This is a genomic window from Agrococcus lahaulensis DSM 17612 (genome assembly GCF_000425105.1).
Lineage (GTDB): Bacteria > Actinomycetota > Actinomycetes > Actinomycetales > Microbacteriaceae > Agrococcus > Agrococcus lahaulensis.
The window spans coordinates 193,685-220,006 of record NZ_KE384303.1 but is presented as its reverse complement, the minus strand read 5'-3'; the positions used below and the strand labels follow the sequence as shown (position 1 = coordinate 220,006).

General features: G+C 73.0%; 28 protein-coding genes. 3 read left to right on the top strand and 25 right to left on the bottom strand.

Features of this window, described 5'->3' with window-relative positions:
- Positions 1–15 precede the first annotated feature (15 nt).
- The 9 genes from atpA to prmC form a co-directional block, all read right to left on the bottom strand.
- The gene (atpA, locus tag H508_RS0110480; protein ID WP_026374025.1) at positions 16–1,650 is read right to left on the bottom strand and encodes a F0F1 ATP synthase subunit alpha; all 1,635 of its coding nucleotides are present in this window, start codon (positions 1,648–1,650) and stop codon (positions 16–18) included.
- 27 nt (positions 1,651–1,677) lie between these two features.
- Positions 1,678–2,460: a F0F1 ATP synthase subunit delta gene (locus tag H508_RS0110475; protein WP_026374024.1), complete on the bottom strand. Its 783-nt coding sequence runs from the start codon at positions 2,458–2,460 to the stop codon at positions 1,678–1,680.
- On the bottom strand, positions 2,460–3,011 hold the full coding sequence (locus H508_RS0110470; RefSeq protein ID WP_026374023.1) for a F0F1 ATP synthase subunit B: 552 nt from the start codon (positions 3,009–3,011) through the stop codon (positions 2,460–2,462). The genes H508_RS0110475 and H508_RS0110470 overlap by 1 nt, the downstream gene beginning before the upstream one ends.
- A 7-nt stretch (positions 3,012–3,018) precedes the next feature.
- Positions 3,019–3,255 (bottom strand): ATP synthase F0 subunit C, encoded by a 237-nt coding sequence (gene atpE, locus H508_RS0110465; RefSeq protein WP_021011155.1) that lies wholly within the window; start codon positions 3,253–3,255, stop codon positions 3,019–3,021.
- 34 nt (positions 3,256–3,289) lie between these two features.
- Entirely contained in the window at positions 3,290–4,111 is an 822-nt protein-coding gene (atpB, locus tag H508_RS0110460) for a F0F1 ATP synthase subunit A (protein WP_211220866.1), read from the bottom strand.
- A 166-nt stretch (positions 4,112–4,277) separates the two neighbouring features.
- The gene (locus H508_RS0110455; protein ID WP_051223240.1) at positions 4,278–4,739 is read right to left on the bottom strand and encodes a Cg1360 family ATP-synthase-associated protein; all 462 of its coding nucleotides are present in this window, start codon (positions 4,737–4,739) and stop codon (positions 4,278–4,280) included.
- Entirely contained in the window at positions 4,736–5,923 is a 1,188-nt protein-coding gene (locus tag H508_RS15855; RefSeq protein ID WP_035254745.1) for an MraY family glycosyltransferase, read from the bottom strand. Before H508_RS15855 ends, H508_RS0110455 begins: the two co-directional genes overlap by 4 nt.
- A gap of 4 nt (positions 5,924–5,927) precedes the next feature.
- The gene (locus H508_RS0110445; RefSeq protein ID WP_026374020.1) at positions 5,928–6,596 is read right to left on the bottom strand and encodes an L-threonylcarbamoyladenylate synthase; all 669 of its coding nucleotides are present in this window, start codon (positions 6,594–6,596) and stop codon (positions 5,928–5,930) included.
- Between the two features lie 36 nt (positions 6,597–6,632).
- Positions 6,633–7,493, bottom strand: coding sequence for a peptide chain release factor N(5)-glutamine methyltransferase (gene prmC / locus H508_RS0110440; protein ID WP_026374019.1), 861 nt, complete (start codon positions 7,491–7,493; stop codon positions 6,633–6,635).
- A gap of 123 nt (positions 7,494–7,616) precedes the next feature.
- On the opposite strand from prmC, the gene cysK reads away from it, so the two are divergent.
- Positions 7,617–8,546 carry a cysteine synthase A gene (gene cysK / locus H508_RS0110435; protein WP_026374018.1) on the top strand — a complete coding sequence of 310 codons (930 nt, stop codon included), beginning with the start codon at positions 7,617–7,619 and terminating at the stop codon, positions 8,544–8,546.
- 8 nt (positions 8,547–8,554) lie between these two features.
- Positions 8,555–9,109 (top strand): serine O-acetyltransferase EpsC, encoded by a 555-nt coding sequence (gene epsC, locus H508_RS0110430; RefSeq protein ID WP_035254744.1) that lies wholly within the window; start codon positions 8,555–8,557, stop codon positions 9,107–9,109.
- A 16-nt stretch (positions 9,110–9,125) separates the two neighbouring features.
- Here epsC and H508_RS15850 read toward each other — a convergent pair whose 3' ends face one another.
- The 16 genes from H508_RS15850 to lysA form a co-directional block, all read right to left on the bottom strand.
- Positions 9,126–9,512, bottom strand: a complete 387-nt coding sequence (locus H508_RS15850; protein WP_035254742.1) for a DMT family transporter — start codon at positions 9,510–9,512, stop codon at positions 9,126–9,128.
- 1 nt (position 9,513) lies between these two features.
- Positions 9,514–9,828, bottom strand: a complete 315-nt coding sequence (locus H508_RS0110420) for a DMT family transporter (RefSeq protein WP_026374016.1) — start codon at positions 9,826–9,828, stop codon at positions 9,514–9,516.
- An 83-nt stretch (positions 9,829–9,911) separates the two neighbouring features.
- On the bottom strand, positions 9,912–11,696 hold the full coding sequence (locus H508_RS15845) for an ABC transporter permease (protein ID WP_051223238.1): 1,785 nt from the start codon (positions 11,694–11,696) through the stop codon (positions 9,912–9,914).
- Entirely contained in the window at positions 11,693–12,676 is a 984-nt protein-coding gene (locus H508_RS0110410) for an ABC transporter ATP-binding protein (RefSeq protein WP_026374015.1), read from the bottom strand. The genes H508_RS15845 and H508_RS0110410 overlap by 4 nt, the downstream gene beginning before the upstream one ends.
- A 112-nt stretch (positions 12,677–12,788) precedes the next feature.
- Positions 12,789–13,859 (bottom strand): extracellular solute-binding protein, encoded by a 1,071-nt coding sequence (locus H508_RS0110405; protein WP_035254740.1) that lies wholly within the window; start codon positions 13,857–13,859, stop codon positions 12,789–12,791.
- Between the two features lie 145 nt (positions 13,860–14,004).
- On the bottom strand, positions 14,005–14,352 hold the full coding sequence (locus H508_RS0110400; RefSeq protein WP_026374013.1) for a hypothetical protein: 348 nt from the start codon (positions 14,350–14,352) through the stop codon (positions 14,005–14,007).
- Positions 14,353–14,401: 49 nt separating this feature from the next.
- Positions 14,402–14,998, bottom strand: coding sequence for a carboxymuconolactone decarboxylase family protein (locus H508_RS0110395; RefSeq protein WP_026374012.1), 597 nt, complete (start codon positions 14,996–14,998; stop codon positions 14,402–14,404).
- Between the two features lie 87 nt (positions 14,999–15,085).
- Positions 15,086–15,547, bottom strand: a complete 462-nt coding sequence (locus H508_RS15840) for a P-loop nucleotide/nucleoside kinase family protein (protein WP_051223236.1) — start codon at positions 15,545–15,547, stop codon at positions 15,086–15,088.
- 39 nt (positions 15,548–15,586) lie between these two features.
- Positions 15,587–15,826 (bottom strand): PLDc N-terminal domain-containing protein, encoded by a 240-nt coding sequence (locus tag H508_RS15835; RefSeq protein ID WP_051223234.1) that lies wholly within the window; start codon positions 15,824–15,826, stop codon positions 15,587–15,589.
- Between the two features lie 42 nt (positions 15,827–15,868).
- Positions 15,869–17,026, bottom strand: coding sequence for a ScyD/ScyE family protein (locus H508_RS15830; RefSeq protein ID WP_156906059.1), 1,158 nt, complete (start codon positions 17,024–17,026; stop codon positions 15,869–15,871).
- Positions 17,027–17,137: 111 nt separating this feature from the next.
- Positions 17,138–18,217, bottom strand: coding sequence for a peptide chain release factor 1 (gene prfA / locus H508_RS0110375; protein WP_026374010.1), 1,080 nt, complete (start codon positions 18,215–18,217; stop codon positions 17,138–17,140).
- 1 nt (position 18,218) lies between these two features.
- Positions 18,219–20,270: a transcription termination factor Rho gene (gene rho, locus H508_RS15825; RefSeq protein ID WP_051223230.1), complete on the bottom strand. Its 2,052-nt coding sequence runs from the start codon at positions 20,268–20,270 to the stop codon at positions 18,219–18,221.
- Positions 20,271–20,387: 117 nt separating this feature from the next.
- Positions 20,388–21,398 (bottom strand): homoserine kinase, encoded by a 1,011-nt coding sequence (thrB, locus tag H508_RS0110365; protein ID WP_051223353.1) that lies wholly within the window; start codon positions 21,396–21,398, stop codon positions 20,388–20,390.
- A 17-nt stretch (positions 21,399–21,415) separates the two neighbouring features.
- Entirely contained in the window at positions 21,416–22,507 is a 1,092-nt protein-coding gene (thrC, locus tag H508_RS0110360) for a threonine synthase (RefSeq protein ID WP_026374008.1), read from the bottom strand.
- A 10-nt stretch (positions 22,508–22,517) separates the two neighbouring features.
- Positions 22,518–23,825, bottom strand: a complete 1,308-nt coding sequence (locus H508_RS0110355) for a homoserine dehydrogenase (protein WP_035254738.1) — start codon at positions 23,823–23,825, stop codon at positions 22,518–22,520.
- On the bottom strand, positions 23,822–25,285 hold the full coding sequence (gene lysA / locus H508_RS15820) for a diaminopimelate decarboxylase (protein WP_245569504.1): 1,464 nt from the start codon (positions 25,283–25,285) through the stop codon (positions 23,822–23,824). The genes H508_RS0110355 and lysA overlap by 4 nt, the downstream gene beginning before the upstream one ends.
- 347 nt (positions 25,286–25,632) lie before the next feature.
- Here lysA and H508_RS0110345 point away from each other — a divergent pair, with 347 nt between their 5' ends.
- The gene (locus H508_RS0110345; RefSeq protein WP_035254737.1) at positions 25,633–26,298 is read left to right on the top strand and encodes a DNA-3-methyladenine glycosylase; all 666 of its coding nucleotides are present in this window, start codon (positions 25,633–25,635) and stop codon (positions 26,296–26,298) included.
- Positions 26,299–26,322 lie beyond the last annotated feature (24 nt).

Genomic DNA, 26,322 nt, shown 5'->3' with positions numbered 1-26,322 from the left:
CTCAGCGAGCTCGCGTCAGCGACGGCCCTTGACGATCTGCTCCTGGTTGACGTCCTCGACCATCGGGTTGTTCGCCTCGGTGCCGGGGTCGGTGATGCTCGCGGCATCCTTGCCCTGCCAGTTGCGCGCGAACTCGTCGACCTCGGCCTCGAGCGTCGCCAGCGTGGCGTCGTCGAGCACGTTCGTCTCGCGCAGCGTCGTCAGCGCCGTGCTCGTGCCGCGCAGGTGCTCGAGGAGCTCCGCCTCGAACTGCAGCACCTGGTTGACGGGCACCGCGTCGAATTTGCCGTTCGTGCCGGCCCAGATCGAGACGACCTGCTCCTCGACGGGGTACGGCGAGTACTGCGGCTGCTTGAGCAGCTCGGTCAGGCGCGCACCGCGCTCGAGCTGACGGCGCGAGGCCGCGTCGAGGTCGGAGGCGAACATCGCGAACGCCTCGAGCGAGCGGTACTGCGCGAGCTCGAGCTTGAGCGTGCCGGAGACCTTCTTGATCGACTTGACCTGCGCGTCGCCGCCGACTCGCGAGACCGAGATGCCGACGTCGACCGCGGGACGCTGGTTGGCGTTGAACAGGTCGGACTGCAGGAAGATCTGGCCGTCGGTGATCGAGATCACGTTGGTCGGGATGTACGCCGAGACGTCGTTGGCCTTCGTCTCGATGATCGGGAGGCCCGTCATCGAGCCGGCGCCGAGCTCGTCCGACAGCTTCGCGCAGCGCTCGAGCAGGCGCGAGTGCAGGTAGAAGACGTCACCGGGGTACGCCTCGCGGCCCGGCGGGCGGCGCAGGAGGAGCGACACGGCGCGGTAGGCCTCTGCCTGCTTCGAGAGGTCGTCGAAGACGATCAGGACGTGCTTGCCCTCGTACATCCAGTGCTGGCCGATGGCCGAGCCCGAGTACGGCGCGAGGTACTTGAAGCCGGCCGGGTCGGAGGCCGGCGAGGCGACGATCGTCGTGTACTCCATCGCGCCGGCGTCCTCGAGGGCGCCGCGCACGGATGCGATGGTCGAGCCCTTCTGGCCGATCGCGACGTAGATGCAGCGGACCTGCTTGTTGACGTCGCCCGAGTCCCAGTTGGCCTTCTGGTTGATGATCGCGTCGATCGCCAGCGCCGTCTTGCCGGTCTGGCGGTCGCCGATGATGAGCTGGCGCTGGCCGCGGCCGATCGGGATCATGGCGTCGATCGCCTTGATGCCCGTCTGGAGCGGCTCGTGCACCGACTTGCGCTGCATGACACCGGGCGCCTGCAGCTCGAGGGCGCGGCGGCCGCTCGAGGCGATCTCGCCGAGGCCGTCGATCGGGTTGCCGAGCGGGTCGACGACGCGGCCGAGGTAGCCCTCGCCGACGGGGACGGAGAGGACCTCACCCGTGCGGGTGACCTCCATGCCCTCCTCGATGCCGTCGAACTCACCGAGGACGACGACGCCGATCTCGGTCTCGTCGAGGTTCTGGGCGAGGCCGAGCGTGCCGTCCGCGAAGCGGACGAGCTCGTTCGCCATGACGCCGGGGAGGCCCTCGACGTGCGCGATGCCGTCGGCCGCGTCGACGACGTGCCCGACCTCGGCGGTCGTCGAGGTCGACGCCTCGTAGGACGAGACGAAGTCGGCGAGGGCGCCCTTGATCTCGTCGGGGCTGATGGTGAGCTCTGACATGTGTCTTCCTGTTCGGGTTTCTTCGACCTAGCCGAGCGACAGGCGCAGGTCGGTGAGCTTGGAACGGACGGTGCCGTCGATGACGTCGTCGCCGATCGAGACGCGCAGCCCGCCGAGCACGGCCGGGTCGACCACCTGCTGCAGCTGCAGCGTGCGGCCGTACTGGCGCTCGAGACCGGCGCGGAGCCGGTCGAGCTGGGCGGGGTTGATCTCGCGGGCGGTGGTGACCGTCGCGAGCGAACGGCCGGCCGCGGCGGCGACCTGCGTCGCGGCCGAGCGCAGGCGCTGGCCGATGCGGCGGCCGCGCGGGGCGCGCACGAGGTGGTCGAGGATCGCGAGCGTCGACTCGCTCGCACGACCGGCGAGCAGCCGCTGCACGAGGGCCGCCTTCTCGTCCGCGGAGCCCTGCAGTCCGCCGAGCGCGAGCTCGAGCTGCGGGTCGGACGAGACGATGCGCCCGAACGAGGCGATCTCGCCGGCGACGTCGTCACCGCTCGAGCGCACGGCGATCCGCACGGCCGCCTCGTCGATCGCGACGAGCAGGTCGTCCGTCTCGGACCAGCGCTGGCGCGCGAGGTGCGCGACGATCGCGATCGCCGCCCCACCCAGCTGCCCGAGCACGCGCTGCGCGAGGGCGGCGCGGGCGTCGGGCGTCGACACCGGCTCGCCGAGCGAGGAGAGCACCTGCGGGCTGCGCTCGAGCGCGCGCGATGCCCGGAAGAGGTCTCGCGCGTCCTCGAGCCCCGCCTGCGGCTGGGCCTGGACGGCCTCGTCGATGCCGGCTCGCGCCTGGCTGGTCGCGCTGCCCACTAGCGGTTCGCTCCCTCGCGCTCGAGGTCGGCCAGGAAGCGCTCGACGATCGCGGCCGAGCGCGCGTCGTCCATCGACTCGCCGACGACCTTCTCGGACAGGTCGAGGGCGAGCGAGCCGACCTCGGTCTTGAGCGACGAGAACGCGGCCTGGCGCTCCGCCTCGATGCGCTGGTGCGCCTGCGCGGTGATGCGCTCGGCCTCCTCGTTGGCGCGAGCCTTGAGGTCGGCCTCGATGCGCGCGGCGTCGGCGCGAGCCTGGTCCTTGATGCGAGCGGCCTCGGCGCGAGCCTCGGCGAGCTGGGTGTTGTACGACTCGAGCGCCGCAGCCGCCTCGGCCTGTGCCTCCTCGGCCTTCTTGATGCCGCCCTCGATCGCGGCGGCGCGCTCGTCGAGCAGCGCCTGCACGCGAGGCAGGACGACCTTCCAGAAGACCAGCAGGAGGACGACGAAGATGACCGACGACCAGATGATGTCGTACGGGGCCGGAAGCAGCGGGTTCTGAGCGGTCTCCCCCGCTTCTTCCGCGAGGAAGAGAGGAGTGGTGAGCATCAGGGCGTCAGACCATGAAGAAGTACGTGGCGATGCCGATGAACGCCAGTGCCTCGGTGAAGGCGATGCCGATGAACATGAGGACCGTCAGGCGGCCCTGCAGCTCGGGCTGGCGAGCGACGCCCTCGATCGTCTTGCCGACGACGATGCCGACGCCGATGGCGGGGCCGATGGCCGCGAGGCCGTAGCCGACGGTGCCGATGTTGCCGTTGATCTCGGCGAGGATGGTCGTGGCGTTGTCCACGGTCGTTCCTTTCGGTTGTCCGGAGGGTCCGGGGTCAGTGCTCTTCAGCCAGCGCGAGCTGGATGTAGACGGTGGTCAGGATGGCGAAGACGTAGGCCTGGAGCACCGCGACGAGGATCTCGAAGACGGTGAACGCGAAGCCGAAGGCGAGCGTGCCCACGCCGAAGAGCGTGAAGAGGCCGCCGGCCGAGAAGAAGAAGAAGTGCGTCGCGGCGAAGAACAGCACGAGCAGCAGGTGGCCGACGAACAGGTTCATCATGAGTCGCAGCGTCAGCGTGACGGGGCGCAGGACGAAGGTCGAGACGAACTCGATCGGCGTCACGATGATGTAGAGCGGCCACGGCACGCCCGAGGGGAAGAGCGAGTTCTTGAAGAACGCGCCAGGGTGCTTCTTGACGCCCGCGTAGATGAACGCGATGTACGAGACGATCGCGAGCACGAGCGGCACGCCGATCACCGAGGTGCCCGCGATGTTGAGGAACGGGATGATGCCCGTGATGTTCATCGCCAGCACCATGAAGAAGATCGTGGTGATGATCGGCAGGAAGCGGCGGCCGTCCTTCTCGCCGAGCAGGTCGTAGACGATCCCGTCGCGGACGAAGCCGAGGCCGAGCTCGACGATGCTCTGGCCGCGCGTCGGCACGAGCTTCATCTTCCGCGTGCCGAGCACGAAGATCAGGATGATCGCGAGCGCCGCCAGGATGCGGATGAGCATGATGCGGTTGATGCCGAAGATCGGCTCTTCGCTCCCGAGCCACGCGACCGTCGGCTCCATGAACAGGAAGACCTGCGGGAAGAACTCCGCGATCGACGGCGGGTGGAACGGCTCTGGCTCGTTGGCAGCAGAGGCCAGCATCGACAACACGGCGTTCAGCGTCTCTTCCTCAAGCTCGTGGCGCCTGGCGCCTTCTTGACGGCGGTGCGCCCCCTCGCGCAGACGCGCTCGTTGACGAGCGGCGCAGTTGGGGGAACGTCAACGACTCTATCAGAGGGGATCGGGATGGCTCGACGTCCTGCGGCGCTCACGCGCGGGCGCCGGAGGCCGGCCGGCCCTGGGTCTCGTCGTCGGCGGCGCTGTCGATCACCGGCTGGCGGCTCGTCGCGATGACGACGCAGTCGATGACGAGCGAGCCGATGACGGCGGCGACGAGCGCCCCGAAGGCGACGCCGCGGTGCAGCCAGTCCTGGTCGCCGAGCACGAACACGAGCACGATGAACAGGACGAACTTCAGCATCCAGCCGCCGAGCACGATCCCGAAGAAGGCGCCGGAGACCATCTGGCCCTTCGACGCCTTGAGCGCGAGCAGGATGCTGCCGGCGGTGAGCATGCAGAAGACGATCGCGAGCGCGGTGCCCACGAGCGCCGACGCGAGGCCCGCTCCCTCGGCGAGCACCCAGCCGACGATGCCGCCGACGACCGCGACGGCACCCGCGAGGATCGCTCCCCACACGAGGATGCGCTGCATGATCTGGGTGGTGTTCACCGGGATTCCCCCTGGGAGTCGATGCTGGCGCTGGTCGGCTGGAGTCCGGTGCGGCGAGCGCGACGCTCGCGCATCACCCGCAGGAACGTGCGCCAGACCCTGCGGCCGACGGGCGCGGCCGTCAGCAGGGCGCACACGATGAACCCGAGCACCATGATACCGATCGCCACCCACCACTGGACGATGAGAAAGAGCAGGCAGCCGATCGAGACGACGGCGGTCCACGAGTAGAAGATGAGCACCGCGCCGAGGTGCGAGTGGCCCATGTCGAGCAGCCGGTGGTGCAGGTGCCGCCGGTCGGCGGCGAACGGGCTGTTGCCGTTCGCGACCCGGCGGAGGACCGCGAGCGCGAAGTCCGTCAGCGGCAGCAGCAGGATCGCGAGCGGCAGCAGCACCGGGATGAAGGCCGGCAGGATCTGGCTCCGGCCGCCCATCGTGCCGACGTCGATCTGGCCGGTGACCGCGATCGCGCTCGCCGCGGTCAGCAGGCCGAGCATGAGCGCTCCCCCGTCGCCCATGAACATCCGTGCGGGGTGCCAGTTGACGGGGAGGAAGCCGACGCACACGCCGACGATGATCGAGGTGATGAGGCTCGCGAGCGAGAAGTAGGCGTTCTGCTGCGCGAAGTTCTGGCTGATCATCCAGATGTAGCCGAAGAAGGCCGTCGAGCCGATGATCGTCGTGCCCGCGACGAGCCCGTCGAGGCCGTCGATGAAGTTCACGGCGTTCATGACGAGCACGATGATGAGCACGGTGAGCGAGATCGCCATGGTCGCCGAGGGCACGACGATGCCCGCGATCGGCAGGCTCACGATCTGCACGCCGAAGAGCGCGACGCCCGTCGCGACCAGGATCTGCGCGCCGAGCTTCAGCATCCAGTCGAGGTCGACGAGGTCGTCCAGCACACCGATCGCGCAGATGGCGATCGCGCCGCCGAGCAGCGTCCACACCCGCACGGGCTCGGCGAACACCCCCGCGAACTCCGGCACGAACGAGGCGACCGCGAGCGCGGCGATCACGCCGATGCACATCGCCGCGCCGCCGAGCCGCGGCGTGGGCCGCGAGTGCACGTCGCGCTCGCGCACCGGTGGGTGGATGCCGTGCTTGAGCGCGAGCCGCAGCACGACGCGGCTCGCGACGAACGTCACGACGGCCGCGACGGCGGCGATGAGCAGGAAGATCACGGCATCATCCCGAGGCGAGCAGCTCGCCGATCGCGTCGGCGATCGTGGCGCGCGGCAGGACCCCCTGGCGGACGATGCGGGCGACGCCGTCGGTCGAGCAGTCGAGGATCGTCGAGCCGTTCTGCTCCCCCGGCGCCGCGGAGCCGCCGACGGCGCCCGCGTCGAGCACGAGCGCGACGCGATCGCCGAGCATCTCGGCGGCCGCCGCCGCCTCGGTCGGCGCGGGCATGCCGTGCAGGTTCGCGCTCGAGACGGCGAGCGGGCCGGTCTCGCGCAGCAGGCCGATCGCGATCGGGTGGTCGGGCACGCGGATCGCGACCGTGCCGCCCGTGTCGCCGAGGTCCCACGTGAGCAAGGGCTGCGCGCGCAGGATCACCGTGAGCGGGCCGGGCCAGTGCGCGTCGAGCAGCGGCTCGAGCTCGGCCGGCACGCGCTCGGCGAGCGCCGCCGCCATGTGGCGGTCGGCGACGAGCACGGGCGGCGGGAAGCCGCGGTCGCGGCCCTTCGCCGCGAGCAGTCCCGCGACCGCCTCGTGCGAGAACGCGTCGGCCGCGATGCCGTAGACGGTGTCGGTCGGGATGACGATGCTGCGCCCCGCCGCGATGGCCGTGCGGGCCGCGCGGATGCCGTCGAGCAGGGAGGCGGGGTCGGAGCAGTCGTAGAGCGCGGGCACCTCTCCATGGTAGTTCGGCGGCGTCGGCCGCCGGCGCTACCGGACCGCCGCCGTCACCCGGTCGCGACCGGCGAGATCCGTGTGCGTGCGCGCCTGGGTGAAGCCGGCGTCGGCGAGCATCTCGCGGATCGTCTCGCCCTGGTGCTCGGCGTGCTCGAAGGCGACGAGCCCGCCGGGCGCGAGCAGGTCGGCGGCGAGCGGCGCGAGGCTCCGGATGAGGTCGAGCCCGTCCGCGCCGGAGTAGAGCGCGGCGTGCGGGTCGAAGCCCCGCACCTCGTGGTCGAGGGGCACGGATGCCTCGGGCACGTAGGGCGGGTTGCTCACGAACGCCGCGAGCGAGCCGGGCGTGACACCCACCGAGGCGAGCGCCGTGAGGTCGCGTGCGTCAGCGTGCAGGAGCGCGGCGTCCGGCGCGAGTTCGTCGAAGTTGCGGCGCGCCCAGACGTAGGCGGCGGGGCTCCGCTCGACCGCGACGACGCGAGCGCTCGACTCGCGCGCGATCGCGATCGCGACCGCGCCGCTGCCCGTGCCGACGTCGAGCACGAGCGGCGACTCGGCGCGGCGGAGGTGCCGCAGCGCGACGTCGACGAGCAGCTCCGTCTCCGGTCGCGGCGTGAAGACGCCGGGACCGACGCGCAGGTCGACGTGCCGGAACGGCGCCGTGCCGGTGATGTGCTGGAGCGGCTCGCGGGACTCGCGACGCGCGACGGCGCGCGCGAACCGCGTCAGCGCATCCGCCTCGAAGTCACGGCCCATCGCCATGTCGACGCGCAGCTCGCCGTAGGACGACCCTGCGGCCCACGCGGCGAGCAGCTCGGCGTCGGGGCCCTCGATGCCGACCGCGGAGAGCCGCGCGCGGGCGTCGCGCACGGCGTCGGAGATCGAGAGGGGGAGCACGCCAACACGCTAGCCCGAGCAGCGAGGCGAGACGTGCGGGAATGCGCAGGGCGGTACGAGGGGTTGCTCAGCGTGAGGCCGTACAGTGAGAATCCTGGCTTCCACCCGGTGAAAGGAAAGCGAATGGCGCGCATCTTCGACGACATCACGGCAACGATCGGGGGCACTCCCCTCGTGCGGCTCGGCCGCACGAACGACACGCACGCGACCGTGCTCGTCAAGATGGAGTCGTTCAATCCGGCCGGCTCGGTCAAGGACCGCATCGGCCGCGCGATCATCGACGCCGCCGAGGCCTCGGGGCAGCTGCAGCCGGGCGGCACGATCGTCGAGGGCACGAGCGGCAACACGGGCATCGCGCTCGCGTTCGTCGGCGCGGCCCGCGGCTACCGCGTGATCCTGTCGATGCCGGAGACGATGTCGGTCGAGCGGCGCAACATCCTCAAGGCCTACGGCGCCGAGCTCGTGCTCACGCCCGGCCCCGACGGCATGCGCGGCGCGGTCGAGCGCGCGCAGCAGATCGTCGCCGAGACGCCCGGTGCGATCCTCGCCCGCCAGTTCGAGAACGAGGCGAACGTCAAGGTGCACCGCGAGACGACCGCCGAGGAGATCTGGGCCGACACCGACGGCGCCGTCGACGTGTTCGTCTCGGGCGTCGGCACGGGCGGCACGGTCACGGGCGCGGGCGGCCGGCTCAAGGAGCTCAAGCCCGAGCTGCACCTCGTCGCGGTGGAGCCCGCCGACTCGCCGCTGCTCACGAAGGGCCAGGCCGGCCCGCACAAGATCCAGGGCCTCGGCGCGAACTTCGTGCCCGCGCTGCTCGACACCGACGTCTACGACGAGGTGGTCGACGTCGAGCTCGACGACGCCGTGCGCGTCGGCCGCGAGCTCGCCGCGAAGGACGGCATCTTCGCCGGCATCTCCTCGGGCGCGATCGTGTGGGCCGCGCTCGAGATCGCCCGCCGCCCCGAGTCGGCCGGCAAGACGATCGTCGCGGTCGTGTGCGACACCGGCGAGCGCTACCTCTCGATGCCGATCTTCGCCGACCTGGCCTGAGGAGCACGGTGGGCCTGCTCAACATCCGCGAGGACATCGAGAACGCGAAGCGGCACGATCCCGCCGCGCGCGGCGCGCTGACGATCGCGCTCACCTACTCGACCCTGCACGCGGTGTGGGCCCACCGCATCCATCACCGCCTCTGGCACGCCGGTGCGCGCTCGCTCGCGCGCGCCGGCAGCCAGCTCGCGCGCTTCATGACGGGCGTCGAGATCCACCCGGGCGCGAGGCTCGGGCGGCGGTTCTTCATCGACCACGGCATGGGCGTCGTGATCGGCGAGACGGCCGAGACGGGCGACGACGTCATGCTCTACCACGGCGTGACGCTCGGAGGCACGGCGAACGCGGCGGTCAAGCGCCATCCGACGCTCGGGCACCGCGTGCTCGTCGGGGCGGGCGCGAAGATCCTCGGGCCGATCGCGCTCGGCGACGACGTCAAGGTCGGCGCGAACGCGGTCGTGCTGAAGGATGCGCCGTCGGGCGTCACGCTCGTCGGCGTGCCGGCGAAGCCCGTGGGCGGCACCGCGCCCGCGCAGCTGCCGCAGATCGAGTACTCGATCTAGCCGCTCCCCCGAGCGGTCACTCCCGCGCCTGAGCGGTCACTCCCGCGCCTGAGCGGTCATCGCCGCCGGTGTTGTGGCGCTCGGTGAGCGCGAGTCCCGCGACGGCGATCAGGATCCCCGCGAGGAAGACCAGCATGAGCGGGTTCCACGGCTGCGCGCCGGTCAGGAGCGCCCACAGGACGGTGAGCGCGCCGCCCAACCCCGTCCAGACGGCGTAGCCGGTCGCGAGCGGCACGACGCGCACGGCCCGCTCGAGCCCCAGGAAGCTCAGCACGGCCGCGACGACGAACACGGCGGTCGGCACGGGCTCGCTGAAGCCCGCCGACTCCCCCAGCGCCGTCGCCCAGACGGCCTCGAGCACGGCGCTGCCGAGCAGCAGCGCCCACGCTGTCCCGCGGCCCACGTCAGCTCACCAGCTTCAGGCCGACGAGGCACGCGACGAGCAGCACGAGCAGCAGCGAGCGCACGAGCGTGAGCCGCTCCTTGCCGCGGGCGACCTGCAGCACGACGGTCGCGACCGCGCCGACGCCGACCCACACGGCGTATGCCGTGCCGGTCGGGATCTCGAGCATCGCCCACGCGAGGCCGCCCATCGAGGCGAGCATCGCGACGACGAACAGCACGGTCGGCCGCCACTTGCGGAAGCCCTCGGACGCCTGCATCGCGGCCGCCCAGACGGCCTCCAGCAGGCCGGAGGCGATCAGGATCACCCAAGCCATGACGAGTCCTTCGCTGGCCGTCTTGTCGCGCTGCGGGTACGGCTCCCTCGTCCGCGGGCCCTGCTCCGGATCCGCGAGCCAGGCTACTGAGCGACCCTCTGCGCCGGCTGTGCGGCTCGAGCCCGCAGCGCGCGCGAGCGCGTCCGGCGCGCGGCGCCGTCGCCCGATCTGCCCGCCCGTCCGTAGACGAGCCACAGCACGACGCCCTGCACGACCATGAGCAGCACCGTCATGACGAACGTGATCGACATCGCGTCGAGGTTCGCCTCGCCCTCGGTCGAGCGCTTGATCGCGATGCCGAGTGGCTCGGCGAGCGGGTGGTACAGGAACACGGCCGCGTCGTAGTCGTCGAGCAGGCTGTTGAAGTTCAGCGCGGTGATGGCGGCGACGGTCGGCGCGATCATCGGGACGACGACGCGCGCGAGCGTCTGCAGCTGCCCCGCGCCGAGGATGCGCGCGGCATCCTCGAGGTCCTGCGGCACGGATGCGAACGCCGCCTTCAGCAGCCGCAGGGTGAAGGGGAGCTTGATGATCACGTACGCGATCCCGAGCAGCACGACGGTGCCGGTGAGCACCTGCCCGCCGACGAGCCACTGGGGGCTGTCGAAGGCCATCACGAGCCCCAGCGCGATGAGGATCGTCGGCAGGATCCACGGGATGTGCAGCACGTACTCGATCGCGCTCGAGAGCCAGCCGGGGTGGCGGGTGATGACGCGCGCGACGAACACGAGCCCGACGACGGCGATGACGGATGCGACGGCGGAGTACGCGACGGAGACCAGGAAGGGCCGCAGGGCGTCGGGGTTCGTCAGCACGGTGACCCAGTGGTCGAGGGTGAGGTCGCCGAGGCCGATGCGCCCCGCGGCGATCGCGCGCGCGTCGACGAAGGAGAAGAGCAGCACGCACGCGACGGGGAAGACGTAGACCGCCCACAGCGCCCACGCCGCGACGTGGGTGAGCGCCGAGCCCCAGCGGGTCTGGAAGCGCTGCGGCTCGAGCGGCGCGGCGACCTTCGCGACGGCGAAGTAGGTGCCGCTGCGCTCGACCCGGTTCATGATCGCGAGGAGCAGGATCGTGGCGAGGCCGAGGATGATCGCGAGCAGGGCCGCGACGTCCCGCGACGTCTGCGACCGCGAGAACGTCAGGATCATCGGCGACACCGTCTGGAAGTCCTCGCCGCCGAGCACGAGCGGCGCGGTCAGCGCGCCGAGCCCGGTGAGGAACGTCAGCACCGTGACGGCGAAGATCATCGGCCGCAGCGTCGGCAGCACGATGCGGCGCAGGATCGTCCAGGTGCTCGCGCCCATGAGCCGCGCCGCCTCGACCGCGTGCCGGTCGACCTTCGCGAGCGCCGCGGAGAGGAACAGCATGTGGTTCGTGGTGGTCGCGAAGGTCATGACGAGCACGACGGCGAGGAAGCCCGAGAACCACGCGCGGTCGAGATCGGGCACCCACGTCGCGAGCCAGTTCGTGACGAACCCGAAGCGGCCGTAGATGAAGTTGTAGCCCGCGGCGAGCACGATGCCGCCGTACACGAACGTCGTCGCGTAGCCGAGCCACAGCACTCGCCGCGCGCGCATCCGGAACCACTGCGTCACGAGCACGATGAAGATGCCGACGACGTTGACGGTGATCGCGAGCGTGCACGCGAGCAGCACGCTGTTGCCGAGCGAGCGCAGGGCGCGCTCGCTCGAGAGGAGCCGCTCGACGGACGAGAGCGAGAGGGTCCCCTCGGGCGCGAACGTCTCGGCGAGCAGCGCGAGGTTCGGCAGCACGAGGAACGCGGTCGCGAACCAGATGACGGCGGCGACCACGACGAGCGCGAGCGGCGAGCGGAGGATGCCGCGCGTGCCGGCGCTGCGGCTCATGCCGGCTGCCCGTAGCGCAGCAGCGCGCCCTCGTCGATCGCGACGCGCACCTCGTCGTCGATCTCGAGCGCCGCGGCCTCCGCGCTCGTGCTCGCGGTGAGCAGCGGGGCGCCGGCGAGCTCGAGCTCGAGCAGGGTCGACGCGCCCCGGTAGGCGTGCGAGCGGACGGTCGCCGGGGCGCCGCCCTCGCGCAGCAGCACGTGCTCGGGTCGCACCCAGACGTCGCCGTGCCCGAGGCCGAGCGCCTCGAGCTGCTCGGTCGAGAGCCGCGTCGCCTCGCCGATGAAGTCGCACACGAACGGCGACGCGGAGCGCTCGTAGATGTCGCGGGGCGTCCCCACCTGCTCGAGGCGCCCGTCCGAGAGGACCGCGACGCGGTCGCTGAGCGCGAGCGCCTCCTCCTGGTCGTGCGTGACGTACAGCGTCGTCACCCCGACCTCGCGCTGGAGCCGCTGCAGCTCGCCCCGCAGCTGCACGCGCAGCTTCGCGTCGAGGTTCGACAGCGGCTCGTCGAGCAGCAGGATGCGCGGCTCGAGCACGAGCGCGCGGGCGATCGCGACGCGCTGCTGCTGGCCGCCCGAGAGCTCGGCGACGCCTCGCTCGAGCTGGCTCGCCGCGAGCCCGACCTGCGCGGCGACGCGGTCGACGAGGTCCCGCCGCTCGCGGCCCGCGCGCCGCTGCACCCGCAGCCCGAACGCGATGTTCTCGCGCACCGACATGCTCGGGAACAGCGCGTAGCTCTGGAACACCATGCCGACGCCGCGCTTCTCGCTCGCGACGCGCGTGACGTCGCGGCCGTCGATCTCGAGCCGCCCGGCGGTCGGCTCGGCGAACCCCGCGAGGGCGCGCAGCGCCGTGCTCTTGCCGCAGCCGGAGGGGCCGAGCAGGGTGAAGAACTCCCCCTCGCGGATCTCGAGGTCGAGGCCCTCGAGCGCGACGTGGCCCTCGTACTCGACACGGACTCCGTCGAACCGGATCATCGTCGTTCCTTCGCGGTGCGGGCGCGGCGGCGCCGGGGTGCGGATGCGCCGGGCCGCGCGAGCGGGCGGGCCCGGCAGGGCGGGGGCGCGGTCGGCGCCCCCGCCCCGGGGATCACGGCAGGTACTCGAGCTCGATGCGCTCGACCCAGCTGCCCATGTGCTCGCGCAGCAGCGCGAAGTCGATGTCAGCCCGCTCGACGGACTCGACGAGCTCGACGATCTCGGGGTTCGCGCGCTCCTGCGCGACGGTGTTGACGGGCATCGAGTTGAACTCCTCGGCGAAGGCGCCCTGCACGTCGGCGGAGCCGAACCAGTCGATGAAGGCCTGCGCCTGCTCGGTCTGGTCGGTGCCGGCGATCACGCCGATCTGCTCGGTCACGAACGGCACGCCGTCGGCCGCCGGCACGATCGCGGTCGTGGTGCCGTACTCGGCGTCGCGCTTGATGATGCCGCCGGAGGGCGTGATGCCGTAGTCGACCTCGTCGCGGTCGAAGCGCGCATACAGGTCGGTGCCCTCGATCGCGGGGCTGCCGTTCGCGAAGTACGCCTCGACCTGCGCCCATCCCTCGTCCGAGACCTCGCCCGACTCGTCGACGTACGGCGCGAGGATGCCCGCGATCACGAGCTGCGGCGTCGCCTGCCCGAGCGCGGTGTTCACCTCGTAGGTGCCCGCGTAGGCCGGGTCGTTCCAGAGCTCGGTCATGTCGGCGGGCGGCGAATCGACGGCCGCCTCGTCGTAGACCATGACGATCGCCTGATCGACGAGCGGCCAGTAGGCGCCGTCGACGGGGTCGCCCGCCTCCTGCGGCACCTCGCCCGACCACGCCGGCTCGTACGCCTCGATCGCGCCCTCGGCCTTGAGGGTCGCGAAGAACATCGTGTTGAGGCCGAACACCACGTCCCCCACCGGGTTGTTCTGCTCGGCGATGATGCGGTTCGTCAGATCGGCGCCGCCGAGCCCGACGATCTCGATGTCGAAGCCGGCCTCGGCGGCCTGCGCCGTCACCCACTCGCCGCGGCCGTCGGAGTTGGAGTTCGTGTAGACGATGAGCGTCTCGCCGCTGTCGCCGGCGGCGCCCGAGCTCTCGCTCGCCGGCGCTGCGCTCGAACAGCCCGCGAGCAGCACTGCGCCTGCGCCGAGCAGGCCGGCGGCCCGGAGCGCGCGGTTCTTCGATGTGGTCATCTGGTGCCTCTTTCCAACGGGACGGATCTCGTGGATCCACGACCTTCGCGTCGCACGCACGATTGCGGGCGAGCATCGGCTCACGGTAACCCGGATCGGTGAACGGCGCGCTGTGAGGAGGTGAACCGAGGGCGACCGGCGATGGTCAGAGCGCCGCGTGCGCCCGCCAGGTCGCGAGCGAGAGCCCGACGACGAGCACGACGGCCGCGAGCACCGCGAGCACCGCCCACTCCGCGACCCCGGCTGCGAGTCCGGCGACGAGCGCGCCGAGCGCGGCGACCGCGGCGACCGAGCACGTCAGCCACGTGAGCGGCGTCGCCGCCCGGTGCGTGCGCGCGTACACGTCGGCGTCGGCCCGCAGCCGCCGCCCGGGCAGCCCGAGCGCGCCCACCCGCGCGACGCGGCCGAGGCCGATCGCGTGCACGGCGAGCGCGAGCGCGATCGCGCCGAGCGCGAGCAGCAGCGCGCCCGCCGACATCGCCACCTGTTCCATGCGGTCATCCTCGCACGCGCGCCGCGGCGCTCCGCGAGGCGGCCCGCGCTCACACCGCGGGCAGTCGTCCCCAGGTGATGGCCTCGCGCACGGCCTCGGGGGCGGATGCGTGCAGCTCGGCATCGGGCGTCGCGCCGAGGGCCGCGTTGACGGTCGAGAACGCGATCCGCGACGCGATGTACGCGGTGAGGCCCACGATCTCGGTGTCGTCGAGGCCGGCGCCGCGGAGCGCCGCGACATCCGCCGGCGTCGTGCTGCCCGGGTCGCGCGCGACGCGCCGAGCCCACGCCGCGACGACGCGCTCCGCCGGCTCGAGCTGCGCCTCCGCATCGTCGCCGAGCAGCACCGCAGCGGCCGTCGCGGGCCCGGCGACTAGCGCGAGCCGGCTGCCCCACGCATACGAGCAGTAGGAGTCGCCGAAGGCGCCCGCGAGCGCGCTCACGATCACGCCCTTCATGCGGAAGGTCAGCCCAGCCGCCTCGGCCGACGCCATCGCGAACGCCGTCCACGCGTCGTGCACGGCCGGCGCGTGCGCCCACACGCGCGTGAGGTTCATGACGTAGCCGTCGCTCTCGCGATCGCCCGCGTACATGCGCTCGACGTCGTCGCTGCGCTGCGGCTCCTCGAGGAACCCCGCTCCGCCCATCGTGCTCCCCTCGCTCGGCGCCAGCGTAGGGCGGGGGCGGATGCGTCGTCCAGGCATGCGGTCGGGTCCGACTGCCGCCGTGCCCGCTCAGGCCGTCTCGACCACCCGGTGCCGCTCCCCCGGTCCCGGCCACTCGAAGCCGGCCACGTAGGCACGCAGCTCATCCGGGTCGAGCACGACCGACTCCGGACCGGGCTCCCGCTCGCGCAGCCGCTCGAGGAGCGTCTCGAGCGGCGCGCGGACGACGACCAGGTCCGGGTCCAGCCCCATCGCGCCGCAGCGCATCCGCCACCGATCCCGCACCGCGCGCGTCGAGAGCGACGCGTCGAGCACGACGTCGCGGTCGGCGAGCACCGCGCCCTCGAGCCGCCGCAGGAAGTCGGCGTCGATCTGCTCGACGAGCTCGCGGGGCGGCTTGCCGTCGCGCACCCCGCGCGCCCACGCCTCGCGGTCGTACGAGAGCACGAGCGCGCCGGCGGCCTCGAGCTCGCGCGCGATCGTCGTCTTGCCCGCGCAGGCGGGGCCGCACAGCAGCGTGACGTGCGCCATGCGCGCGAGCCTAGCCGCGCGCGGACCGGGCGTCGCGCGTCAGCCGCGCAGCGCCCGCTCCTCCCGGCTATCCGGCCGCACGGCGAGCCACGCGATCGGGCCGACGACCGGGAGCGCGAGGATGATGAGCACCCAGATCGCCGCCTCGACGCCGGCCACCGCCTTCGCCCGCACGAGCTGCCCCATCGCGACGACCGCGAGGGTCGCGATCGCCAGGAGCGAGATCGTCCAGATGACGTCGTAGCCGGCGGGGAGGAGCGGGTTCACGGCGGCGAGCATGCGCCCGACGCTAGCAGCCGCCCTCCCCGCCGGCGCGGGGCGTCAGCGCAGGCTGACCCGGATGACCGAGCCGATGTCCGCCGACGTCGAGTCGACCGTGACGTACGCCGAGCGCCCCTGGATCGCTACGCCGTACGGCGACGAGAGCCCGTCGATGACCGCCTCGTGCGTCGACCCGCCGGGCGTCACCCGGCGCAGCGAGCCGACGTACGAGCCGTCGAGCAGGTTGTCGTCGTCGTGCTGCACCGCGTAGAGGGTGCGGCCCTTCCACGCGAGGCTCGTCACGAGCGTGAGGCCGGTCGCGTAGGCAGAGACCTCGCCGTCGCGCGTGACCCGCCAGATGGTCGAGCCGCCGTTCGGGAACGGGAAGCCCGTGAGCTGCGACACGTAGTACGCGCCATCCGGCCCGACCGCGACGTCGGTCGGCACCGCTTGCGGCGGGATCTCGCCCGGCCCGAAGGGGTTGGGCACCGGCGCGCCGTTCGGGAAGGCCGCGACGAGTCGCTCGCCGCCGCGACCGACCCGCACGAGCGAGTTGCCACCCGCGTCGGCGACGACCCAGCGGCCGTGGCCGAGCGCTGCGAACCCGACCGCGTTGCTGTCGAACGGCTCGTTGCCGTCGGGGTTGTTCGCGATCTCGAACGCGGCGAGGTCGGCCACGAGGTCGAGGTCGTCACCCTCGAGCCCGCCCCAGCGCAGCCGCTCGGAGCGCAGCGTGCCGAGGATCGCGTACTCGTCCGGCAGCGCGTCGCGGAAGGCCGTACCCCCGGAGAGGCCGCCGATGAGCACGTCGATGCGGTTGCCGCGGACGGCGACGTCGGATGCGCCGATGACGTCCGTGCCGAGCGCCATGGCGGGCAGGTCGGTGACGACGCGCCGCTGCCCGTGCCGGCGCACCTCGGTCACGGCGCCCGTGAGGCCGCAGACCTGGAAGTCATCCGCGCCGGCGATCGGCTCGCACGCGTCGGCGACGCCCGCCTCGGCGACGTAGAGGCGGTTGCCCGGGCCGACCGAGAGCTGCCGCGGGTTGTCGAGCCCGGTCGCGACCGTCACGACGCCGCCGTGATGACCACCGCCGTGGCCACCGCCGCGACGGTCGTCGCCGGCGAGCGCGGGTGGACCGCTCGCGGCGATGAGGCTGAGACCGAGGGCTGCGGCGGCGACCGCCGCGACCACTGTCGACCGAAGCTTGCGAGACATGGGACGCTCCTCACCAATCCGGTGGTGCGGCGGCGGGGGTGCCGCCGCGCGCCCCAGCGTGCGCCTGGATCGGCGCGGCGACAAGCCCCCGGTTTCGCTCGCGCGGGAGCGTCAGTCGTCGCCGCCGAGGGCCGCGAGCCGCGCCTCCTCGTCGGCCGCGATGCACGAGTCGATGACCGGCTGCAGCGCGCCGTCCATGACCGAGTCGAGGTTGTAGGCCTTGAAGCCGGTGCGGTGATCGGCGATGCGGTTCTCGGGGAAGTTGTAGGTGCGGATGCGCTCCGAGCGGTCCATGCCGCGGATCTGCGAGCGGCGCGCGTCCGAGGCGGCCGCGTCGAGCTCCTCCTGCTGCTTCGCGAGCAGGCGCGCGCGCAGCACGCGCATCGCCGCCTCGCGGTTCTGCAGCTGGCTCTTCTCGTTCTGCATCGACACGACGATGCCGGTCGGCACGTGCGTGATCCGCACGGCCGAGTCGGTCGTGTTCACCGACTGGCCGCCGGGGCCCGACGAGCGGAAGACGTCGATCTTCAGGTCGTTCTGGTCGATCTGCACCTCCTCGGGCTCGTCGACCTCGGGGAAGACGAGCACGCCGGTCGTGGAGGTGTGGATGCGTCCCTGCGTCTCGGTCGCGGGCACGCGCTGCACGCGGTGCACGCCGCCCTCGTACTTGAGCGACGCCCAGACGCCCTCGGCGGGGTCGTTCGAGGAGCCCTTGATGGCGATCTGCACGTCCTTGAAGCCGCCCATGTCGGAGGGCGTCGACTCGAGCATCTCGACCTTCCAGCCGCGGCTCGTCGCGTAGTGCGAGTACATGCGCACGAGGTCGGCCGCGAACAGCGCCGACTCCTCGCCGCCCTCGCCGCCCTTGACCTCCATGATCACGTCGCGGCCGTCATCGGGGTCGCGCGGGATGAGCAGGCGCCGCAGGCGCTCCTCCGCCTCGTGCGCGGCCTCCTCGAGCGCCGGCACCTCCTCGGCGAACGCCTCGTCCTCGCGGGCGAGCTCGCGCGCCGCCTCGAGGTCGTCGACCGCTCCGCGCCACCGCTCGTGCGCGGCCTTGATCTGGCTGAGCTCGGCGTAGCGCCGGTTCACCCGGCGCGCACGCCCGGCGTCGGCGTGCAGCGCCGGGTCGGCGAGCTGCGACTCGAGGTCGGCGTGCTCGGCGAGGAGGCCCGAGACCGACTCGAACACCTCAGTCCTTGTCGTGCTGGCCGGGCACCGACTTCGAGACCTTCATGAGGAACTCGACGTTCGACTGCGTCTCCTTGAGCTGCTTGAGCACGAGCTCGAGCGCCTGCTGCGTCTCGAGGCCCGCGAGCGCGCGGCGCAGCTTCCACATGACCTTCGTCTCCTCGACGCCCATGAGCATCTCCTCGCGGCGCGTGCCGGAGGCGTTGACGTCGACGGCGGGGAAGATGCGCTTGTCGGCCATGTTGCGCGAGAGGCGCAGCTCCATGTTGCCGGTGCCCTTGAACTCCTCGAAGATCACCTCGTCCATCTTCGAGCCCGTCTCGACGAGCGCGGTCGCGAGGATCGTGAGCGAGCCGCCGTGCTCGATGTTGCGCGCGGCGCCGAAGAACTTCTTCGGCGGGTAGAGCGCGCTCGAGTCGACGCCGCCCGAGAGGATGCGTCCCGACGGCGGGGCGGAGAGGTTGTAGGCGCGGCCGAGGCGCGTGATGCCGTCGAGCAGCACGACGACGTCGTGGCCGAGCTCGACGAGCCGCTTCGCGCGCTCGATCGCGAGCTCCGCGACGATCGTGTGGTCCTCGGCGGGCCGGTCGAAGGTCGACGCGATGACCTCGCCCTTGACGGTGCGCTGGAAGTCGGTGACCTCCTCGGGGCGCTCGTCGACGAGCACGATCATGAGGTGCACCTCGGGGTTGTTCTCGGCGATCGCGTTCGCGATGGCCTGCATCACGAGGGTCTTGCCGGCCTTGGGCGGCGAGACGATGAGGCCGCGCTGGCCCTTGCCGATCGGCGAGACGAGGTCGATGACGCGCGTCGAGAGCTTGTTCTGCGTCGTCTCAAGCCGCAGGCGCTCCTGCGGGTAGAGCGGCGTGAGCTTCGAGAACTCGACGCGGTTCAGCGCGTCCTCGCTCGACATGCCGTTGATCGAGTCGACGCGCACGAGCGCGTTGAACTTCTGGCGGCTCGAGTGCTGCTCGCCCTCGCGCGGCTGCTTGATGGCGCCGACGATCGCGTCGCCCTTGCGCAGGCCGTGCTTCTTCACCTGCGCGAGCGAGACGTAGACGTCGTTCTGGCCGGGGAGGTAGCCCGAGGTGCGCACGAACGCGTAGTTGTCGAGCACGTCGAGGATGCCGGCGACGGGCAGGAGCACGTCGTCCTCGCGGATCTCCGGCTCGGCGTCCTGGCCCTGCGTGCGCTGGCGGTCGCGGCCGCGGCCACGGCCACGGCGTGAGCCCTCCTCCTGCTGCTGCGGCTGCTGGCCGCGGCCGTTCTGGCCGTTCTGGCCACGGCCGCGCCCGCGACGCGACGACTCGTCATCGTCGTCCGAGTCCTGCTCGTCCTGCTGCTGCGAGCCCTTGCCGCGCGAGCGGCGGCGGCGGGACGTGCCCTCGCGCTGCTCGCCCTCCTGGCGGCCCGGGCCCTGCTGGTCGTCGCCCTCGGACGGGGCGGCGGATGCGTCGTCGGCCGCGCCGTTCTCGGGCTCGGCGGCGGGGGCGGCCGGCTCGGCGGCGCCGGCGGGCGCCTCGCCCTGCTCGGCGGCCGTCTCGGCGGCGGCCTTGCGCGAGCGGCTCGCGCGCGGCGCGCGGCGGCCGCGCGCCGGGGCCTCTGCCTGCTCGTCGGCGGCCTGCTCGGTCGGCTGCTCGGTGGTCTGCTCCGAGCCCTGCCCGGCGGCGGTGGCCTCGGCCTGCTGCTCGGCGGGCTTCGCCTCCGCGGCCGACGCATCGGCGGGCGCGGCCTCGGCCGTCGCCTCCTCGGCGGCGGGAGCGGCCTTCTTGCGGCGAGCGGGGGCGCGGCGCTTCGTCGCGGCAGGCGCCTCTGCCTCGCCGGTCTGCTCGGCGGCCGGCGCGGCCTCGGCGGGCTGCGCGTCGGCGGCGGGCGCCGCCTCGGCGGGCGCGGCGTCGGTCGTCGCGGGCTCGGCGGTCACGGTCGCCGTCGACGCGCGACGCGAGCGGCGCTTCGGCGCGGCGGGCGCCTCTGCGGCCTCGGGCTGCTGCGATGCGGGAGCCTCGGGAGCGGCCTCGGCCGCGGGGATGCTGTCGGTGATCTCGCTCGTCATGTGCGAGTGCTCCTTCGATGTCGGCCCGCGCGCGATGCTCGCGGGCGTGGGACCATGTCTCGCGCTGCGCTCACGGCCGGTTCGGTCGACGGGCGCTTCAGATTGCGGAGAGTGGAGTCAGGAAGTCCCCCGGCGCGGCTGGGCCGCGGCGCTGCTGGGGATGGGCTCCACTGTACCACCGCGGATGTCGACGGCCAGCAGGCGCGCGTGCCAGCCGGCGCCGGGCGCGGTCGATCGCTCCTCGACGATCCGCGCGGCCTCGAGCCGGGCCGCGGGGTCGGAGGCGAGCACGAGCACCGAGGGTCCCGCGCCCGACACGACGGCCGCGTGGCCGGCGGCCCGCAGCTCGCCGATGAGGGCGGTCGTGTCGGGCATCGCGCTCGCGCGGTAGGTCTGGTGCAGCCGGTCCTCGGTCGCGTCGAAGAGCAGCTCGGGGCTCTGCGTGAGCGCCGCGACGAGCAGCGCCGAGCGCGAGAGGTTGAAGACGGCGTCGGCGTGCGGCACCGCCTCCGGCTGGAGGCTGCGCGCGAGCTTCGTCGACATCGTCGCCCCGGGCACGGCGACGAGCAGCGAGACGCCGCGGTGTACGGCGAGCTGCTTGTGGCGCGGGCCGGTCTCGTCGACCCACGCGATCGTGAGGCCGCCGAAGATGGCCGGTGCGACGTTGTCGGGGTGGCCCTCGAGCTCGGTCGCGAAGCGCAGCACGTCCTCGTCCGAGACGTCGACGACGCCCTCGAGGAGCCCCTTCGCGGCGAGCACGCCCGAGACGATCGCGGCACCCGACGACCCGAGGCCGCGGCCGTGGGGGATGCTGTTGGTCGCCGTGAGCGCGAGGCCAGGCGCCGGCACGCCCACGCGATCGAAGACGTGCAGCGCGGCGCGCGCGACGAGGTTCGACTCGTCGGTCGGCACGGCGCCCTCCCCCGAGCCCTCGCCGACGCCCGAGACCTCGACCGTCACGCCCGACGCCGTCGCCGTCACCTCGAGCTCGTCGTGCACGTTGAGGGCGAGGCCGAGCGTGTCGAAGCCGGGGCCCAGGTTCGCGCTCGTGGCGGGCACGCGCACGCGCACGGCCCGGCCCACCGGCACCGTGGCGACGGGGACGACCGGGCCCGACGCATCCGCCATGCCGGAGACGGCGTCGCTCACGACAGCCCCAGGAGCGCCGCGACCTGCGCGGTGTCGGCGTCGGCCGACTCGGGCGCGGCGTCGGAGCCGTCGTCGAGCTTGAGGCCCCACTGCGCGTCCTTGAGGCCGTGGCCCGTGACGGTGAGCGCGACCGTCGATCCGGCCGGGATCTGCCCGGCCGCGTGGCGCTCGAGCAGGCCGGCGACCGAGATCGCCGAGGCCGGCTCGACGAAGACGCCGGTCGAGGAGGCGAGCAGCCGCTGCGCGCGGAGGATCGCGGCGTCGTCGATCGCGCCGATGTGGCCGCCCGAGGCGTCGCGCGCCTCGAGCGCCTGCTGCCACGACGCGGGGTTGCCGATGCGGATCGCGGTCGCGACCGTGTCGGGCTCGCGCACGACCTCGCCGCGCACGATCGGGGCGGCGCCGGCGGCCTGGAAGCCGAGCATCTGCGGCCGCTTCGTCGCCCAGCCCTCGGTCTCGGCGAGCGAGTAGCCGCGCCAGTAGCTCGAGATGTTGCCGGCGTTGCCGACCGGGATGCAGTGGATGTCGGGCGCGTCGCCGAGCACGTCGACGATCTCGAGCGCGGCGGTCTTCTGCCCCTCGATGCGGTCGTCGTTCACCGAGTTCACGAGGTGCACGGGGTAGCGCTCCGCGAGCTCCTTCGAGATCTCGAGGCAGTCGTCGAAGTTGCCCCGCACCTGCACGATGCGCGCGCCGTGCACGACCGACTGGGCGAGCTTGCCCATCGAGATGCGCCCCTCGGGCACGAGCACGATCGCCTGGATGCCCGCGGCGGCGGCGTACGCGGCGGCCGAGGCGGAGGTGTTGCCGGTCGAGGCGCACGCGATCGCCTTCGCGCCGCGCTCGATCGCGCGCGAGATCGCGACCGTCATGCCGCGGTCCTTGAACGAGCCGGTGGGGTTGAGCCCCTCGAACTTCACGAAGACGCGCGCGTCGGTCATCGCCGAGAGCGCGCGCGACTCGATGAGCGGGGTGCCGCCCTCGCCGAGCGTGACGACCGTCGACGCATCGGTCACCTCGAGCACGTCGGCCCACTCGCGCAGCACGCCGCGCCACTGGTTGCGGGTGCCCTGCAGCTGCTTCGCCATCTGTTGCCTCCTAGTCGATGAGCCGGATCACGCTGTCGATCCGCTCCACGTCGGGGTGCGCGTCGAGCGCGCCGAGCACGGCCGCGATGCGGGCCTCGCTCGCGGTGTGGGTGCCGAGCACGAGCGATGCCTCGCCGTCGGCCGGGTCCTGCCGCACCGACTCGACCGAGACGCCGTGCTCGGCGAAGAGCCCGGCAACGCCGGCCAGCACGCCGGGGCGGTCGGCGACGGTGAGCGCGAGCTCGTGCCGGGCGAGCACGTCGCCGAACGGCGCGATCGGCAGGTCGGCGTGCGTCGACGCGGCCGCGCCCGGGCCGCCGAGCACGTGCCGGCGCGCGATCGAGACGAGGTCGCCGAGCACGGCCGAGGCCGTCTCGGGGCCGCCCGCGCCCGCGCCGTAGAACATGAGGTCGCCCGCCGACTCGGCGGTGACGAAGATGGCGTTCTTCGCCTCCCGCACGGCGGCGAGCGGATGCGTCGCCGGCAGCGAGACGGGATGCACGCGGGCCGAGACGGCCTCGCCGCCCTCGCCCTCCAGGCGCTCGCAGATCGCGACGAGCTTGAGCACCCGGTCGTTCCGCTCCGCCTGCTCGACCATCGCATCCGTCACGCCCGTGATGCCCTGCCGGTGCACGACCTCGACGGGCACGACGGTGTGGAACGCGAGCGAGGCGAGGATCGTCGCCTTGCTCGCCGCGTCGAAGCCCTCGATGTCGGCGGTCGGGTCGGCCTCGGCGTAGCCGAGCTCGGTCGCGACGGCGAGCGCCTCCTCGAGCGTCGAGCCCTCGGTGTGCATGCGGTCGAGGATGAAGTTCGTCGTGCCGTTGACGATGCCCATGACGCGCATGACGCGGTCGCCCGCGAGCGACTGCTCGAGCGGACGGATGATGGGGATCGCGCCGCCGACCGCGGCCTCGTAGTTGACCTGCGCGCCGACCGTCTCGGCCGCCTGGAAGAGCTCGGGCCCGTGCGCGGCGATGAGCGCCTTGTTGGCGGTGACGACGTCGGCGCCCGCGGCGAGCGCGTCGAGCAGCAGCGAGCGGGCGGGCTCGATGCCGCCGAGCAGCTCGACGACGATGTCGGCGCTCGCGACGAGGGTGCCGAGGTCGTCGGTCAGCAGCTCGCGGGGCAGGTCGACGTCGCGCTTCGCGGCGACGTCGCGCACGCCGATGCCCACGAGCTCGAGCGGCGCGCCGACGCGCGCGGCGAGCTCGTCGCGGTGCTCGAGCAGCAGGCGCGCGACCTGGGAGCCGACGCTCCCGGCGCCGAGCAGCGCGATGCGGAGCGATCGGTAGTGATCCGTGCGGTAGGGGTTCATCGGGATGCGGCTCCGGTCGTGTCGTCGGTCGGTCGCTGCGCGCCGGCGGCAGGGCTGGGCGGGGTGTCGTCGAGCTGGCTGTCGTCGAGGCCGGCGTCGCGCGAGAGCACGTCGTCGATCGACTCGCGGCGCACGAGCACGCGCACGGCGCCGTCGCGGATCGCCAGCACGGGCGGGCGGGGCGTCGCGTTGTAGTTGGAGGCGAGCGAGTGGCAGTAGGCGCCGGTCGCGGCGACCGCGAGCAGGTCGCCGGGCTCGACGTCGGCGGGCAGCCACTCGGCGTCGACGACGATGTCGCCCGACTCGCAGTGGTGGCCGGCGACGCGCACGAGCGTCGGCTCGGCGTCGGAGGCGCGGTTCGCGAGCCGCGCGGAGTACTGCGCGTCGTAGAGCGCGGGGCGCGGGTTGTCGCTCATGCCGCCGTCGACGGCGACGTAGGTCCGGGCGCCGTCCGCGAGCCGCACGGGCTTCACGGTGCCGATCGAGTAGACGGTGACGCCCGCGGGGCCGACGATCCAGCGGCCGGGCTCGATCGCGATCCTGGGGACCGGGATGCCGAGCTCGCCCGCGGCCGCGCGCACGGCATCCGCGAGCCTCGACGCGATGGCCTCGATCGGCTCGGGGCTGTCGGACGACGTGTAGGCGATGCCGAAGCCGCCGCCGAGGTTGAGCTCGGGCAGCGGCGCATCGGCGCCCAGCTCGGCGTGGAGCGCGAGCATGCGGCGCGCCGACTCGGCGAAGCCCGAGTGGTCGAAGATCTGCGAGCCGATGTGCGTGTGGAGGCCCGCGAGCTCGAGGCTCGGCAGCTCGCGGATGCGGGCGACGACCGCGGGCGCCTCGTCGATCGGGATGCCGAACTTCTGGTCCTCGTGGCTCGTGGCGAGGAACTCGTGCGTCGAGGCGTGCACGCCCACCGAGATGCGCAGGCGCACGCGCTGCACTCGGCCCGCGCACTCGGCGGCGGCGGCGATGCGCTCGACCTCGATGGCCGAGTCGATGACGAAGGTGCCGATGCCGGCCGTGACGCCCGCCTCGATCTCGGCGAGCGACTTGTTGTTGCCGTGCGAGCCGATGAGCGCGGCGTCGACGCCCGCGCGGAGCGCGATCGCGAGCTCGCCGCCCGTGCACACGTCGATGCGGAGGCCCTCGTCGCGCATCCAGCGGGCGACGTCGCCCGTCAGGAGCGCCTTGCCGGCGTAGTAGACGTCGACGCCCGCGCCGCCCGCCTCGGGCGAGAAGGCGGCCTCGAAGGCCTCCCGGATGCGTCGGGCCCGGGCGCGCACCTCCGTCTCGTCGAGGAGCAGGAACGGCGTGCCGTGCTGCTCGGCGATGGCGGCGAGGTCGACGCCGCCGACGCGGAGGGCGCCGTCGACGCGCTCGGCCGACGCGGGCCAGACGCCCTCGGCGAGGGCGTTGGGATCGCCCGCGTCGGTGAGGTGCGGGGCGAGCGGATGCGGCACGGGACTCCGTCCGGGTGGGGTGCTGTGTGCCTGCGGGCAGGCGGCGTCGGCGCTTGTGGCGCTCTCCCTCCATCCTAGGCAACCGCCGCGTGCCGCTCGGCGCCTGCGCGCCCCGCCGGCCTGCCGCGAGCAGCGGCGATCCTGCCGATTCGCCGCGCCCTCCCGCTGGCTGAGCCGCTCCGCGCGCGCAGCGCGCTGAGCGTGTCGAAGCCGACGGCCACGCAGGGAGTCGATTCCCGGCATCCGCCCCGCAAGGAGTCGATTCCCGACTCCCTCCGCGACATCGACTCCCTGCGTGACCCGCCGCATCCACCGACCGCTCGGGCTCGCCCGCTACGGTGCCGATCGTGCCCACGCCTCCCCCGACCTGGTTCGAGCGCGACCCGCTCGAGCTCGCGCCGCTCCTGCTCGGCGGCGTGCTGCGGCGGGCGGATGCGTCGGGCGCGGTCGCGGTGCGGATCACCGAGACGGAGGCCTACCGCGGCAGCGACGACCCGGGCGCGCACACCTTCCGCGGGAAGACGGCGAGGAACGCGACGATGTTCGGGCCGGGCGGCCGCGTCTACTGCTACTTCACCTACGGCATGCACCACGCGGTCAACATCGTCGCGGGGCCGGAGGGTTACGGCTGGGGCGTGCTCGTGCGCGCGGGCGAGGTCGTCGAGGGGCACGCGCTCGCGCTCGAGCGGCGCTCGGCGCGGCGTCGCACGAAGCCGACCGGGGAGCTCGCGCGGGGACCGGGCAACGTCGCGCAAGCGCTCGGCGCGACGCTCGTCGACGACGGCGCGGCGCTCGGCGACGCGGAGCTCGGCGACGGCGTGACCGGCCCCGACGGCGTCGAGGCGGCGACGTGGTCGTTCGCGCCCGCCGAGGTGCCGCCGCCGTACCGCACCGGGCCTCGCGTGGGGGTCAGCGGACCGGGTGGGGACGCATCCGCCTACCCTTGGCGCTTCTGGGTGCCGGGCGAGCCGAGCGTCTCGGCGTACCGGCCGGCGGTGCAGCGGCAGCGCTGAGGCGCCGGCGCAGAATCGGCCCCT

Coding starts and splice junctions, on each gene's coding strand:
- atpA (WP_026374025.1), bottom strand. CDS start 1,650: ATGTCAGAGCTCACCATCAGCCCCGACGAGATCAAGGGCGCCCTCGCC.
- H508_RS0110470 (WP_026374023.1), bottom strand. CDS start 3,011: ATGCTCACCACTCCTCTCTTCCTCGCGGAAGAAGCGGGGGAGACCGCT.
- atpB (WP_211220866.1), bottom strand. CDS start 4,111: ATGCTGGCCTCTGCTGCCAACGAGCCAGAGCCGTTCCACCCGCCGTCG.
- cysK (WP_026374018.1), top strand. CDS start 7,617: ATGGCGCGCATCTTCGACGACATCACGGCAACGATCGGGGGCACTCCC.
- H508_RS0110420 (WP_026374016.1), bottom strand. CDS start 9,828: ATGGCTTGGGTGATCCTGATCGCCTCCGGCCTGCTGGAGGCCGTCTGG.
- H508_RS15845 (WP_051223238.1), bottom strand. CDS start 11,696: ATGAGCCGCAGCGCCGGCACGCGCGGCATCCTCCGCTCGCCGCTCGCG.
- H508_RS0110410 (WP_026374015.1), bottom strand. CDS start 12,676: ATGATCCGGTTCGACGGAGTCCGTGTCGAGTACGAGGGCCACGTCGCG.
- H508_RS0110405 (WP_035254740.1), bottom strand. CDS start 13,859: ATGACCACATCGAAGAACCGCGCGCTCCGGGCCGCCGGCCTGCTCGGC.
- H508_RS0110400 (WP_026374013.1), bottom strand. CDS start 14,352: ATGGAACAGGTGGCGATGTCGGCGGGCGCGCTGCTGCTCGCGCTCGGC.
- H508_RS0110395 (WP_026374012.1), bottom strand. CDS start 14,998: ATGGGCGGAGCGGGGTTCCTCGAGGAGCCGCAGCGCAGCGACGACGTC.
- H508_RS15840 (WP_051223236.1), bottom strand. CDS start 15,547: ATGGCGCACGTCACGCTGCTGTGCGGCCCCGCCTGCGCGGGCAAGACG.
- H508_RS15835 (WP_051223234.1), bottom strand. CDS start 15,826: ATGCTCGCCGCCGTGAACCCGCTCCTCCCCGCCGGCTACGACGTCATC.
- H508_RS15830 (WP_156906059.1), bottom strand. CDS start 17,026: ATGTCTCGCAAGCTTCGGTCGACAGTGGTCGCGGCGGTCGCCGCCGCA.
- rho (WP_051223230.1), bottom strand. CDS start 20,270: ATGACGAGCGAGATCACCGACAGCATCCCCGCGGCCGAGGCCGCTCCC.
- thrB (WP_051223353.1), bottom strand. CDS start 21,398: ATGGCGGATGCGTCGGGCCCGGTCGTCCCCGTCGCCACGGTGCCGGTG.
- thrC (WP_026374008.1), bottom strand. CDS start 22,507: ATGGCGAAGCAGCTGCAGGGCACCCGCAACCAGTGGCGCGGCGTGCTG.
- H508_RS0110355 (WP_035254738.1), bottom strand. CDS start 23,825: ATGAACCCCTACCGCACGGATCACTACCGATCGCTCCGCATCGCGCTG.